The following is a 13409-nucleotide window of genomic DNA, read 5'->3' as shown; positions in this document are numbered from 1 at the left end:
CCGCGCCGGACGGAACGGTCAGGACAGCAGCGCGAGCCGGTGCGCGGCGGCGGCGGCCTCACCGCGGGTGGTGACGCCGAGCTTGGCCAGGATGTTCGACACGTGCACGCTCACCGTCTTCGCCGAGATGAACAGCTCGGCCGCGATGTCCCGGTTGGTCCGCCCCTGGGTGACCAGCCGCAGCACCTCCAGCTCGCGCGGCGTCAGCAGCTCCGACGGCTCCTGCGCCGGCTGGAGGCCGCCGCCGACCCGGCGCGAGAGCGTCTCGATCTCCTCCACCAGCGGGGCCGCGCGCAGCGCGCGGGCCAGCGGCAGCCCTTCCTTCAGCCGGGCCGCCGCGCCCTCCCTGTCGCCGTCGCGGGCGGCCACGCCGGCCGCCTTCAGCAGCGCCTTGGCCTGGTTGTGCGGGCGCTTGAGCCGTTTCCACGCCGCCGCCGAGGCGTCGAAGTCGCCCAAGTACGACAGCCGGTACGCCTCGACGACCGGCCCGATGGCCCGCAGCTCGGCGGCCACCTCGGCGGCCTGGCGGCGTACGGCCGCGGCCCGGTCCGGCTCGCTGACCTGGGCGGCGTCGCATACGTCGGGCACCTGGGCGAGCAGCCGCCAGCCGAGCATGGCCTTGCTCGGCTGGTAGCGCTCGAGCACCCGCTCCGCCTCCTCCAGCGCCGAGCAGGGCTGGTTCGAGGTCAGGTACCAGGTCATGCGCAGGCGGGCGTTGTTGATGATGTCCTGGACGAACTCCTCCGAGCGGTCCTTGAACGCGCCGATCTCCGACAGCAGGGCCTCGACGAACTGCCGCTCGCCCCTGGCCATGGCGATGTCGCCGCGCACGCGCAGCAGGGCGAACCGGGTGCGCAGGACGGGGCCGTGGCTGAGCGCGTTCTCGACCACCTCGATGGCCTCGTCCCAGCGGCCCAGCACCTCCAGCGCCTCGGCCCAGTTGTTGGCGATGAACGTGCCGCTGCCGCGCAGCCGGCCGTACTCCTTGGCGACCCGCCAGCCGTCCTCCGACATGCGCAGGGCCTCGTCCTCGCGGCCCATGTCGAGCAGCGCGTCGATGCGGTTGCCGATCGCCCGGGTGAGGATCCGGCCCGAGCCCTCCTCGTGGCCGATGCGCAGGACCTCGTCGTTGACGGCGATCGTGGTCTCCGTGTCGCCGTTCAGCGAGTGGCCGAGCGCCTGGTTCAGCAGCAGGTCGCCTTCGAGGCAGCGGTCGTCGTACTCCCTGGCCAGGCGCAGGCCCTCGCCGACGAGGCCGGTCGCCTCCTCGATCTTGCCCCGCAGCATCAGGTGGCGGCTCAGCGAGGCGACGACCTCGGCCCGGTCGATGCTGTCCTCGGGGACGAGCCGCAGCGCGTGCCGGAGGTCGTCGATCACGCCGGGCTGGTGCTTGGAGTTCTTGAGCCCCGCCCGGCGCACGAGGAGCTGGGCCACGCGGACGGGCTCGCCGGTCTCGTCCAGCTCGGACAGCGCGCCCTTGACGAACCGCAGGCCCTTGTCCACCTCGCCGCCGGAGTTGGCGGCCGAGGCGGCCTTCTCCAGCACGGCGGTGTGGTCGGCGCCGATCAGCTCGGCGGCGTCGGGCACCCGGTCCCAGAGCATGAGCACACGTTCCAGCAGCGGGACGGCCTCGGTGTAGGCGAACGCCTTGAACGACTTGCGCGCCGCCTCCCAGGCTGAGATGAGCGCCCAGCGGTCGTCGCGGGCGCCGTACCAGTGGTGTGCCAGCTCGACGGGGGCGCGGCCGGGCGGGACGAGCGCGCGGTTCTTGGAGATCTCTTCGGCGAACCTGGCGTGCAGGCGCTGGTGTTCGCCGGGCAGCAGCTCGTCGTGGACGGCCTCGCGGATGAGGGAGTGGCGGAAGACGTAGGCGCGGTTGTCGGCGATCTGCAGCACGTTGCGGGCGATGGCGGGCCGCAGCGCGGTCTCCAGCTCGATGTCCGACAGGCCGCTCACGGCCGCCAGCAGCGCGTGGCCGACCCGGTTGCCGCCGGCGGCGGCCACCCGCAGCACGCGCTGGGTCTCCTCGGGCAGCCGCTCGACGGAGGCGAGAATGAGGTCCTGCATGGAGTCGGGGAACGTGGCCTCCTCGCCGCTCTCCAGCATGGCCTCGACGAACAGCGGGATGCCCTCGCTGCGCTCGTAGACCTTCTCGACCTTGCCGTACTCGGGGGGTCTGCCGAGGATGGCGGTCATCTGCTGGGCGACCTCGTCGCGCGACAGGCGGGGCAGGTCGAGGCGGTGCACGCCGTGGACGCGGCCCAGCTCGGCCAGCACGGGCCTGAGCGGGTGCTGGCGGTGCAGGTCGTCGGAGCGGTAGGTCATGACGATCAGCACCTGCGGGGAGTGCAGGTTGCGGCTGAGGAAGGCGATGAGGTCGCGGCTGGAGCGGTCGGCCCAGTGGATGTCCTCGATGACGAGGATGGTGGGCCGGTTGTCCGCGAGGCGTTCGAGCAGGGTGAGGATCTGCTCGAACAGGCGGGCGCGGCCGGTGTCGGTCTCGCCGTCGCCGTTGGGCTCCCCGAACTCGGGCAGCAGCCGGGCCAGGTCGCGTTCGGCGCCGTCGGGCAGCAGGCCAGCGACGGCCGCCGGGCCCAGCTCGCGGACGAGCTGGCGGAGCGCGGCGGTGAAGGGCGCGTACGCCAGACCCTCGGTGGACAGCTCCACGCAGCCCCCGAGCAGCACGTGGGCGCCGTCCGCCGCGCGTTGCTCGGCGAAGCGCTGGACGAGCCTGGTCTTGCCGACCCCGGCCTCGCCTCCCAGCAGGACGGCCGTCACGGTGCCTTTTCTGGCCTCGTCGAAGCTTTCCGACAGAGCCGTCAGCTCCTCTTCCCGCCCGACGAAGACGGGACTGACAGATCGTCCCCGCATGTCATCCAGCATGTCATGCAACATCCGATGCTTTCGACGGTTTTAAGGGGGTATTGAGGCCCGGCCGCGAGCGAGGTTGCGGCCGGGCTCTCGTGGGGTGGTCATGACGAACGGCGCTTGCCGAAGAACGAGCGGCGCTCGCTCTTGTTGGCCCGCTCGGCCTCGCGTACGCGCCGGTGCTCGGCGGCGGCCTTGCGCAGCTCGCCGGCCTGGTTCTTCATGAGCTCGAATTCGATCTCGGGATGCATGGCATTTCTCCTGATGTTTCGCATATTTCGTGTCGTTTGCCGACACCCTTAAGCTTCGGGCTAAGGCCCGTCCCACCGCATCGGGTGGATGCCTTATCTCCGGCCGCAGAACGCCCCCGGCATACCTAGAAGCCGGGCCCCGGCGCCCTAAGGTGGCCCGGTTTGGAGGTAGTGGCCCTGGTCGGGGATGCTGTCCAGGTGGCAACTGTGACTACTTCGCTCGCGGACGTCGCCTCGTCCGACGCGGCGTTGCGAGCGTTCCTGCAGGGCCTGCCCGGGGTTGACCGGGTCGGCGCGGACCAGCGGGCGGCGATGCTGGGCACCCGTTCGATCAAGACCACGGCCAAGGCGCAGGCCATCGACCTGGCCATCTCGATGGTGGACCTGACCACGCTCGAGGGGGCCGACACGGCCGGCAAGGTGCGCGCGATGTGCGCCAAGGCCGTGCGTCCCGGTGGCGGCGCGCCCTCCGTCGCGGCCGTCTGCGTCTACCCCGACCTCGTCCCCGTCGCCGTCGAGGCGCTCGGCGGCACCGGCGTCAAGGTCGCCTCGGTGGCCACCGCGTTCCCCAGCGGACGCACCTCGCTGGAGGTCAAGGTGAGCGACACCGCGCTGGCGGTGTCGGCCGGGGCCGACGAGATCGACATGGTGATCGACCGGGGCGCGTTCCTGTCGGGGCACTACCTGAAGGTCTACGAGGAGATCGTCGCGGTGAAGGCGGCCTGCGGGGCGGCCCATCTGAAGGTGATCCTCGAGACCGGCGAGCTGTCCACCTACGACAACGTGCGGCGGGCGTCCTGGCTGGCGATGCTGGCCGGCGCCGACTTCATCAAGACCTCCACGGGCAAGGTGTCGCCGGCCGCCACGCCGCCGGTGACAATGATCATGCTGGAGGCGGTGCGCGACTTCCGCGAGGCGACCGGCCGCCAGGTCGGCGTGAAGCCGGCGGGCGGCATCCGCACCACCAAGGACGCCGTCAAGAACCTCGTGCTGGTCAACGAGACGGCCGGCGACGACTGGCTGACGCCCGACTGGTTCCGGCTGGGCGCCTCCTCGCTGCTGAACGACCTGCTGATGCAGCGCGAGAAGCTGGCCACCGGCCGGTACGCGGGGCCCGACTACTTCACCCTCGACTGACGCATATACGGCTCCGCGCAGGCCGGGCGACTCGTGGACACCGCTGAACATCCCGGAAAGGGGTGAAACATCAAGGAATAGCCGGACATCTCCTCGGGTGTAGCCGTCCACCGGAAGGAATTCCCCCATGGGGCCACCCGAGCCCGAACAGCGCTTCGAGGCGATCTACCTGGCGCACTACGGCGCCATCGCCACCTACGTAAGGCGCCGCACCGACTCCTCCGACGACATCGCCGACGTGATCGCGGAGACCTTCACCACCGCCTGGCGCCGCATCGACGACATCCCCGACGGGGACGAGGCCAGGCTCTGGCTGTACGGCGTGGCCAGGCGCACCCTGGCCAACCACCACCGCGGCCAGAGCCGCCGAGCCGGCCTGGCCACACGACTGCGCGAAGAGGCCGCCGACTGGGCGCACTCGATGCCGGACCGTGACTCCGACGCCGCCTACCAGGCGTTCAAACGCCTGCCGGACCAGGACAGGGAACTGCTGGCCCTGGTCGCCTGGGAAGGGCTGAGCCAGCCGGAGATCGCCAAGGTGCTCGGCTGCTCACGGGGAGCCCTGCGGATCAGATTGCACCGTGCCCGCAAGCGGCTCGCCAAGCAGCTCGCCGCCGCCGAACTCGACCTCACCCGGTACGGCGCGCACGCCGTCGCCCTCGCGGAAGGCCAGTCATGAGAGCAGACATCGACCACATCGTCGCCCGGTTCGCCGACGAGCCCGCGCCCGGCGTCAGCGACGGCGCACGTGAGCTGATGCGGGAGATCATGGCCGGACCCCCGCCGCTGCGGCCGGCCAGGCGCAGGCGGCTGAGCTGGAAGCTGACCGTCCCGGCCGTCGGCGTGCTGGTCGCCGGCGTGCTGGCGATGAGCTGGGTGCTGCCGTCGGGCCTCGGCGGCCCCGCCCCGGTCGCGGCGCTCGACATCAGGCAGGAGGACGGCTACTACGTCATCCAGATCAAGGACCTCTACGCCGACCCCGGCAACTACGAGGCGCAACTGCGGGCGGTCGGGCTCGACGTCTCGCTCAGGGTGCTGCCCGCCTCACCCGCCTTCGAGGGCCAGGTCTTCTCCACCCGGCCGGATCACCAGGTCGACGAGCGGATCAAGGGGATAGACGCGCCCGGCGCCTGCGACAAGCTGGGCGGTTGCATGATCGGGGTGAAGATCCCGGTGGGGTTCACGGACAAGGTCCAGATCGACGTCGGCCGTCCCGCCAGGCCGGGCGAGCGTTACCGCAGCGGCGGGGCCTTCGACGCCAAGGGCGAGCCCATGCACTGCGTCCCCTATCTGAACAAGTCTCTCGCCGAGGTGCGGCAGATGCTGACCGAACGCGGGCTGGCGATCGGCGAGGTCTTCGTCGCGGGCGTCCCCGGGACGGAGACTGCTGACCTCAGCCCTGGTGACGTGCGCGACTCGTGGCTCGTCCACGGTGGTTATCTCACCGAACCCGGTAGGGCCAGCCTTTTCGCGAACCCGGCGCCGATGTCGCCGGAGGCCGTCGCGAAGAGCACCCGGGAGTGCCCGACGTCCTGACGATCACTTTGTCCGGGAACGCGGCTGAGCCCAAGAACGGCCGAACGCCTTCCCCTGCCCTCGACGTGCCCTCTGAGCACTTGATCTGACGGTCTAGGCTGGCAGGCGTGATGCACAGATACTTCACCCGGGACTAGACGATGTTCGAATACGCACCGGCCCCCGAGTCACGCGACGTCGTCGATCTGCGCTCCGCCTACGGGCTGTTCATCGACGGCGAGTTCGTCGAGGGCTCGGGCACCCCGTTCAAGACCGTCAACCCGGCCACCGAGGAGACGCTCGCGGAGGTGGCCACCGCCACCTCCGACGACGTCGATCGCGCCGTACGGGCGGCGCGCAAGGCGTTCGGCGTCTGGAGCGCGCTGCCCGGCGCCGAGCGCGCCAAGTACCTGTTCCGCATCGCGCGGATCATTCAGGAGCGGGCCAGGGAACTGGCCGTGCTGGAGTCGCTCGACAACGGCAAGCCGATCAGGGAGTCGCGCGACGTCGATGTGCCCCTGGTGGCCGCGCACTTCTTCTACTACGCGGGCTGGGCCGACAAGCTGCGTCACGCGGGCTTCGGCACCACGCCGCTCGGGGTCGCCGGGCAGGTGATCCCGTGGAACTTCCCGCTGCTGATGCTGGCCTGGAAGATCGCCCCCGCGCTGGCCTGCGGCAACACGGTCGTGCTCAAGCCGGCCGAGACGACGCCGCTGACCGCGCTGCTGTTCGCCGACATCTGCCGCCAGGCCGGCCTGCCGCCCGGCGTGGTGAACATCGTCACCGGCGCCGGCGAGACCGGCGCCGCCGTGGTGGCCCACCCCGACGTGAACAAGGTGGCCTTCACCGGCTCCACCGAGGTCGGCCGGACCATCGCCAGGGCGGTCGCCGGCACCGGCAAGAAGCTCACCCTGGAGCTGGGCGGCAAGGCCGCGAACATCGTCTTCGACGACGCCGCCCTCGACCAGGCCGTGGAGGGGATCGTCAACGGGATCTTCTTCAACCAGGGCCACGTGTGCTGCGCCGGGTCGCGGCTGCTGGTGCAGGAGTCGGTCCAGGAGGAGCTGCTGGCCGCGCTCAAGCGGCGGCTGGGCACGCTGCGGCTGGGCGACCCGCTGGACAAGAACACCGACATCGGCGCGATCAACTCGGCCGAGCAGCTCGCCAGGATCCGGCGGCTGAGCGACCTCGGGGAGTCGGAGGGGGCCGAGCGCTGGTCGCCCGCCTGCGAGCTGCCCGGCAAGGGGTTCTGGTTCCCGCCGACGCTGTTCACCGGGGTGGCGCAGTCGCACAGCATCGCCAGGGAGGAGATCTTCGGGCCGGTGCTGTCGGTGCTGACCTTCCGCACCCCCGCCGAGGCCGTCGAGAAGGCCAACAACACGCCGTACGGGCTGTCCGCCGGGGTGTGGACCGAGAAGGGCTCGCGCATCCTGTGGCTGGCCGAAAGGCTCAGGGCCGGTGTGGTCTGGGCCAACACGTTCAACAAGTTCGACCCGGCCTCGCCCTTCGGCGGCTACAAGGAGTCGGGGTACGGGCGTGAGGGCGGACGGGCCGGGCTGGAGGCATACCTTGCCGTGTGAGCACCGCCGTCCCCGCCGCCGTACGCGGCGCGCCCAGGCGACCCGGGGGCACGCATTCGCCAGGTCCGGCCGGCCCGTACGCACCGGCTGGTACGCCCACCGCTGCGGCGTGAGCCGGTGCGGGCAGATCTTCGCGCCGGTCCAGACGTCGCAGGAGTCCACGTGGAGGGGGCGGGGCGATGAGTAGGTTGTCCGTCAAGAAGACCTACAAGCTGTACATCGGCGGGGCGTTCCCGCGCTCGGAGAGTGGAAGGTCCTACCCCGTGACCACGGCCAAGGGCGAGTTCCTCGCCAACGCCTCGCGGGCCTCGCGCAAGGACGCCCGCGACGCCGTGGTGGCCGCCCGCAAGGCGTTCGCCGGCTGGTCGGGCGCGACGCCGTACAACCGGGGGCAGATCCTCTACCGCGTCGCCGAGATGCTGGAGGGGCGGCGCGCGCAGTTCGCCGAGGAGCTCGGCGGCGGCAAGCGGGCCGCGCTGGAGCAGGTGGACGCCGCCGTCGACCGGCTGGTCTGGTACGCGGGCTGGTCCGACAAGGTCGCCTCCGTGCACGGCGCGGCCAACCCGGTGGCGGGCCCGTACTTCAACCTGTCCACTCCTGAGCCGACCGGTGTGGTGGCCGTGGTGGCGCCCGCCGATCCGCTGCTCGGGCTCGTGTCCGTGGTCGCGCCGGTGATCGTGACGGGCAACACCTGCGTCGTGGTCGCCTCCGAGCCCGCGCCGCTGGTGGCGATCACGCTGGCCGAGGTGCTGGCCACGTCCGACCTGCCGGGCGGGGTGGTCAACGTGCTCACGGGGCGGCAGGCCGAGCTGGCCCCGTGGCTGGCGGCGCACATGGACGTCAACGCCCTCGACCTGACCGGCGTCGCCGCTGCCGACCTGGCGCTGAGCTGCGAGCAGGCGGCGGCGGAGAACCTCAAGCGGGTGCTGCGGCCCGTCCAGGAGGACTGGACGGCCGAGCCGGCGATCACCCGTATGACCCGGTTCCTGGAGACCAAGACCGTCTGGCATCCGATCGGCGTCTGAGCCCGATGTCCGCACACGGCGTCCCTCCGGCCCGGTTCAGGCCGGGGGGATGTTGTGGTTCATGCGGAACAGGTTCGCCGGGTCCCACTCGGTCTTGAGCCTGGTCAGGCGGTCGTAGTCGGCCGGCTCGTACGCCCTGCGCACCTGTTCGGGGCCGGCGTTGCCGGCGTACAGGAAGTTCAGCACCTGGCCGCCGGTGGCCCAGGGCGACAGCGCGTCCGCGACCGCGTCGTGCGCCGGCCGCAGGGCGGCGAGGTCGGCGCCGGGGGGCAGGCCGGGGCTGAGCACGGCGGCGAGGTACTGGGCGTCGCGGTTGCCGACCGAGTTCGGCGCGCCCTGCGGCTTGGTCAGCGCGCCGCCGAGGTGGCGCACCTCGACCACGCCGCGCACGCCGAGCAGCGGCTCCACCTCGGGCAGCGCGCGCAGCAGCGAGTGCGTGGCGAAGTAGCCGGACGGGTGCTCGGGGTCGTTGTGGATGGCGGCCGTGCCGGTGTACGGCAGCTCGCCCACCGTGTCCGCCAGGCGGGGGCCGATCGCGCGCAGCGGGCGCACGAGTTCCTCGCCCTCCTCCGGGTCCCCGTTGAAGGCGATGCGGACGTGGGCCACCGTCCTGCCGGGGAAGGGCGCCTGGGGGACGTCGGGGAACGGGATGACGGCGATCGACGAGGTCATCTCGTCCGGGAGCGCGTGCGTCCAGTCTCGCCAGGTCCGCAGGGCGGTCTCCACCTGGTCGAAGTAGAGCGCGCCGCCGTACAGCCGGCGGACCGGTACCAGGCTGATCTCCAGCGCGGTGACCACGCCGAAGTTGCCCCGGCCGCCGACCAGGGCCCAGAACAGGTCGTCGTCGGGGGTCACGTGGCGCGGTTCGGCGTCGGCGGTGACGACGTCCAGGGCCCGCACCTGGTCGGCGGCGTAGCCGTACTGCCTGGCCAGCAGGCCGAGCCCGCCGCCCAGGGTGTACGACACCACGCCCACGCCGGGGGACGAGCCGGACAGCGGGGCCAGGCCGTGCCGGGCCGCCGCCACGATGACCTCCTGCCAGCGCGCGCCGGCCTCGACCCGGGCGGTGGCGGTGGCGGGATCGACGGTGACGCCGTCCATCCGCTTCGTGGTGATGAGCACGCCTTCGGCGGCGGCGACGGGCAGGCCGTGGCCGGTGGCCTGGACGGCGACGGGCAGGTTCCGGCTCGCGGCGTGGGCCACGCCCCGGCGGACGTCTTCGGCGGTGGCGGCGGGGACGATGAGGTCGGGCCGGTGCGCGGCGAGAAGCTGGAAGCCCTGGCGTTCGTCGTCATATCCGGAATCGTTCTTGAAAAGCATGTATGTCAGGATTTCGGATCCCATCTCATAAGTCCAAGAGATAGATCTGATGATCCCCATAAGCGATGCTTCTAGAAGGAGTAGCCGGGTGGCCGCAACGGCGGATGGGCCCGCTGGAGCTGCGCCGCCAGGCCCAGCAGGTGCGGCTCGCCGCCGGGCGGGGCGACGATCTGCACGCCGATCGGCAGCGCCCCGGAGTGTGTCGCCACGGGCACGGTGACGGCCGGCCAGCCGCACATGTTCCAGGGGCCGGTGGCGGGGGCGTAGGCGATGTTCGCCCACGCGTTGCGCACGAAGCCGCGCTCGCCCCACCGCCCGGCCCGCGGCGGCACGGTGGCCAGGGCGGGCATGATCAGCACGTCGGCGTCGCCGAACCACTGGTCGGCCCCGTACGCGCTCCAGCGCTCCCGGCCGCGCACGCCGTCCAGGCTGAGCCGCCGCAGCACCCGGCCGGCGCGGGCCAGCCCGCGCGTCCGGCGTTCCAGCCCGTCGAGTCCCTCGGCCGACTCGGCCGCCCGCACCAGCCAGGTCGCGACCGTGGCCGGGCCGAGCCACGCGGGCAGCCTGCGCTCGTGCTCCACCACCGTGTGCCCGGCCACCCGCAGCGTCTCGGCCGCCCCGCGCACCGCCGCCCGGAACTCGCCGTCCACCCGCAGGCCCGGGGGCAGCGGCTGGGGCGCGTAGGCCACCCGCAGGTCGAACGGCTCGGGGCTGTCCGACGGCGGCTGCGGCTCCCACACCTCGTCGTCGTCCGCCCAGACCGAGCGCAACATGCGCGGCGGCGGCTCCACCCGCCGCCCGCCGCGCCACGCCTGCGCCAGCGCCGGGTCGGCGGCCAGCACGGACAGCGCCAGCGCCAGATCGGGGACGGTCATGGCCAGCGGGCCGTTCTCGGTGAGCCGCTCCCAGTCGTTCGCCGGCGGGGGCACCAGGCCGGCGCCCGGCTTGACGGCCAGCACGCCGCAGCACGCCGCCGGGATGCGCAGCGAGCCCATGCCGTCGTTGCCGAGCGCGATCGGCACCATGCCCGCCGCCACCGCCGCCGCGCTCCCGGCCGAGGAGCCGCCCGCCGTCCGGGAGGGGTCCCAGGGGTTGCGGACGATGCCGTACACGCTGTCGCCGAACGCCACCAGCCCCAGCTCGGGCAGGTTCGTCAGGCCCACGATCACCGCGCCGGCCGCCCGCAGGCGCGCCACCGTCTCGTGGTCGCGCGGCGCGGGCACGTCGGACGTGGCGGCCGACCCGCCGCGCGTGGCCTCGCCCGCCACCTCCAGGTTGTCCTTCACCGCCACCGGGACGCCCGCCAGCGGCAGTTCGGCCAGGTCGCGCCGCCTGCCCAGCAGCCGCGCCTCGTCCACGGCCCGCTCCCTGACCCGGCGGAACGCCCCCACCCCGGGATCCCGCTCCGCGATGACGTGGAGGTGCTCCTCGACGACGGTCGTGGCCTCGACCTCTCCGTGCCGGACGGCCGTCGCGATCTCGATGGCGGACCTGCCTGCCCACAACATGAGAAGAGTGTGCAGGTTTTCCCGCAGGGTTGCGAGGCTCGATAAGGTCGATTCACGTGAACGGACCCTCGCTTGCCCTGCGCCAGCGCTCCCTGGGCGACCCCTCGGCCGAGTTCCCCCTGTTCCCACCGCTGACGCGGGGCTGCCCCCGGACCAGCACCGACGAGATCGCCTACCCGCTGGACGTCGTCTACGACTACGCGAAGGTCGATCGCCGCCTGTTCGAGCAGGCCCCGGGCCCGGACCTGGCGCGCTGGTCACCGCTGCTGCCGCCGCTGGCGGCGCCCACCCTGGGCGAGGGCGGGACCCCGCTGGTGCCGTTCGGCGACGTGTTCGTCAAGGACGAGTCGCGCAACCCCACCTGGTCGCACAAGGACCGGCTCAACCGCGTCGCCGTGAGCGCCGCCGTGGCCGGCGGGGCGGCCGGCGTGGTCGTGGCCTCCTCGGGCAACCACGGGGCCTCGGCCGCCGCCTACGCCGCCCGCGCCGGGCTGCCCGCCATCGTGCTGACCTCGGCCGACTCGCCGCCCGCCGTGCAGGCGTTCGTGCGGGCGTACGGGGCGAAGGTCGTGTCGGTGCCCGCCGAGAGGCGCTGGCCGCTGCTGCGGGAGGTCGTCGATCGGCTGGGATACCACCCGGTCAGCAACCAGACCGTCACGCACACCGGCCACCCGTTCGGGCCCGAGGGTTACAAGACGATCGCGTACGAGCTGTTCCTGCAGCTCGGCGAGGTGCCCGCGGCGGTGTTCGTCCCGACCGGGTACGCCGAGCTGCTCTACGGCGTGTGGAAGGGCTTCACCGAACTGCTGCTGCTGGGGCTGGCGGAGCGGACGCCCCGGATGTTCTGCTGCGAGACGGCCGCCGGCGGGCCGCACGCCAAGGCGCTGGCCACGGGCGCGCCCGCCGCGATCGTCGAGTTGGGGCCCACCGACGCGTACGGGGTGGCCGGAACGGTCGGCGGGCACCGCGGGGTCCTCGCTGTGCGCGACAGCGGCGGCGAGGCGGTGCTCGTGACCGACGATGAGCTGCGGCGGGCACAGCGCGAGCTGGCGCGGGCCGGGCTGTGGCAGGAGCTGTCGGGCACCGCCGGGCTGGCCGGGTACCGGCGGCTGCGGCGCGACTTCGACGGGCCCGTGGTCTGCGTCGCCACGTCGAGCGGGTTCAAGGACCTGGGGGTGGGCGGCGAGCGCCACCCCGTCCTGGAGCACCCGACGCTGGACGACCTCACCGCCTGAGCCGGCGGGTCACGGCGTCTTCCGTTTGGTGCGGCGGGTGGGCGGCGCGGTGAGCGGGTCCTCCGGCCACGGGTGCCTGGGGTAGCGCCCGCGCATCTCCGCGCGGACGTGCCGGTAGCCCTCCCGCCAGAACGAGGCCAGGTCCGCGGTGACCGCCAGCGGCCGGCCGGCGGGGGAGAGCAGGTGCACGAGGACCGGGACCCCCGCGACGCGCGGCGTCTCCTGCCAGCCGAACAGCTCCTGGAGCTTGACCGCCAGCACCGGTTGCTCGCCGGAGTAGTCGAGGCGGACGGCGGAGCCGGTGGGGACCTCGATGCGTTCGGGGGCGGTCCGGTCGAGGCGTTCGCTCCAGGGGACGAGCCGTTTGAGCGCGGCGGCGACGTCGATGCGCTCCACGTCGGCGCGGCGGCGGGCCCGGGACAGCTCGGGCTCCAGCCACCGGTCCGCGAGGCCGACGAGGTCGTCCATGGAGGGCCAGGGCTCGCCGACGGCGCGGTGGCAGAACGCCAGGCGGTCCCGCAGCTCCCTGGCCTGCCTCGTCCAGGTCAGCAACTCCTCGGTGCGCAGGCCGTGCAGGATCGCGGCGCGGACGTCGGCGTCCTTGAGCGGGACGGCCGACAGCTCGATCGCGCCGAGACGTTCCACCCGGCGGGCGGAGACGTCGCCCCGGCGCTCGCCCGGCGGGACCCGCCAGGCGATCTCGTCCTCGGTCGTGACCTCCAGCGCCGCCCTCGCGATGGCCTCGTCGATGACGACGGCCTGCCTGACGCGGGCCGAGGCCGACCCCGTCGGACGGTCGGCGACCGCGACGGCCAGCCACTCGGCGGTGCGCAGCCGGGAGCCTTCGGGGAGCTGGGCCTGGGTGCCGGAGGCCATGAGGAAGCCGCCGCCGCGCCGGCGCGCCACCCGCTCGGGGAACGCCAGCGCCACCGCCATGCCCGCCAGCACATCATCGGACGCGGCCCGGCCG

11 protein-coding genes are annotated in these 13409 nt (G+C 72.8%); 6 read left to right on the top strand and 5 right to left on the bottom strand.

The features are described from left to right. Positions 1-18: 18 nt before the first annotated feature. Positions 19-2871, bottom strand: coding sequence for an AAA family ATPase (locus FAF44_RS54740; RefSeq protein ID WP_272894711.1), 2853 nt, complete (start codon positions 2869-2871; stop codon positions 19-21). Between the two features lie 101 nt (positions 2872-2972). Further along, positions 2973-3119 carry a hypothetical protein gene (locus FAF44_RS19015; protein WP_237104537.1) on the bottom strand — a complete coding sequence of 49 codons (147 nt, stop codon included), beginning with the start codon at positions 3117-3119 and terminating at the stop codon, positions 2973-2975. Between the two features lie 207 nt (positions 3120-3326). On the opposite strand from FAF44_RS19015, the gene deoC reads away from it, so the two are divergent. From deoC to FAF44_RS18990, 5 genes are all read left to right on the top strand, one after another. Then, complete coding sequence (gene deoC / locus FAF44_RS19010) at positions 3327-4256, top strand: deoxyribose-phosphate aldolase (protein ID WP_237104536.1); 930 nt, start codon at positions 3327-3329, stop codon at positions 4254-4256. 127 nt (positions 4257-4383) lie between these two features. Further along, complete coding sequence (locus tag FAF44_RS19005) at positions 4384-4935, top strand: RNA polymerase sigma factor (RefSeq protein ID WP_237104535.1); 552 nt, start codon at positions 4384-4386, stop codon at positions 4933-4935. Beyond that, complete coding sequence (locus tag FAF44_RS19000; protein ID WP_237104534.1) at positions 4932-5792, top strand: hypothetical protein; 861 nt, start codon at positions 4932-4934, stop codon at positions 5790-5792. The genes FAF44_RS19005 and FAF44_RS19000 overlap by 4 nt, the downstream gene beginning before the upstream one ends. A 140-nt stretch (positions 5793-5932) precedes the next feature. After that, positions 5933-7351 (top strand): aldehyde dehydrogenase family protein, encoded by a 1419-nt coding sequence (locus tag FAF44_RS18995; RefSeq protein ID WP_237104533.1) that lies wholly within the window; start codon positions 5933-5935, stop codon positions 7349-7351. Positions 7352-7530: 179 nt separating this feature from the next. Beyond that, the gene (locus tag FAF44_RS18990; protein WP_237104532.1) at positions 7531-8376 is read left to right on the top strand and encodes an aldehyde dehydrogenase; all 846 of its coding nucleotides are present in this window, start codon (positions 7531-7533) and stop codon (positions 8374-8376) included. A gap of 36 nt (positions 8377-8412) precedes the next feature. Here FAF44_RS18990 and FAF44_RS18985 read toward each other — a convergent pair whose 3' ends face one another. Both FAF44_RS18985 and FAF44_RS18980 read right to left on the bottom strand, forming a co-directional pair. Further along, positions 8413-9696 carry an FAD-binding oxidoreductase gene (locus FAF44_RS18985; protein ID WP_237104531.1) on the bottom strand — a complete coding sequence of 428 codons (1284 nt, stop codon included), beginning with the start codon at positions 9694-9696 and terminating at the stop codon, positions 8413-8415. A gap of 71 nt (positions 9697-9767) precedes the next feature. After that, positions 9768-11204 carry an amidase gene (locus tag FAF44_RS18980; protein ID WP_237104530.1) on the bottom strand — a complete coding sequence of 479 codons (1437 nt, stop codon included), beginning with the start codon at positions 11202-11204 and terminating at the stop codon, positions 9768-9770. A gap of 56 nt (positions 11205-11260) precedes the next feature. Here FAF44_RS18980 and FAF44_RS18975 point away from each other — a divergent pair, with 56 nt between their 5' ends. Continuing rightward, complete coding sequence (locus FAF44_RS18975) at positions 11261-12439, top strand: pyridoxal-phosphate dependent enzyme (protein ID WP_237104529.1); 1179 nt, start codon at positions 11261-11263, stop codon at positions 12437-12439. A 9-nt stretch (positions 12440-12448) separates the two neighbouring features. Here the strand turns inward: FAF44_RS18975 and FAF44_RS18970 are convergent. Next, positions 12449-13409, bottom strand: a 961-nt coding sequence (locus FAF44_RS18970) for an ATP-dependent helicase C-terminal domain-containing protein (protein WP_272894710.1), incomplete at its 5' end; no start/stop codon positions are given.

It is taken from the genome of Nonomuraea sp. MG754425, from assembly GCF_021699195.1.
In the GTDB taxonomy this organism is placed as follows: Bacteria; Actinomycetota; Actinomycetes; order Streptosporangiales; family Streptosporangiaceae; genus Nonomuraea.
The sequence above is the reverse complement of the archived record's forward strand: the minus strand, read 5'-3'. Positions and strand labels throughout refer to the sequence as shown.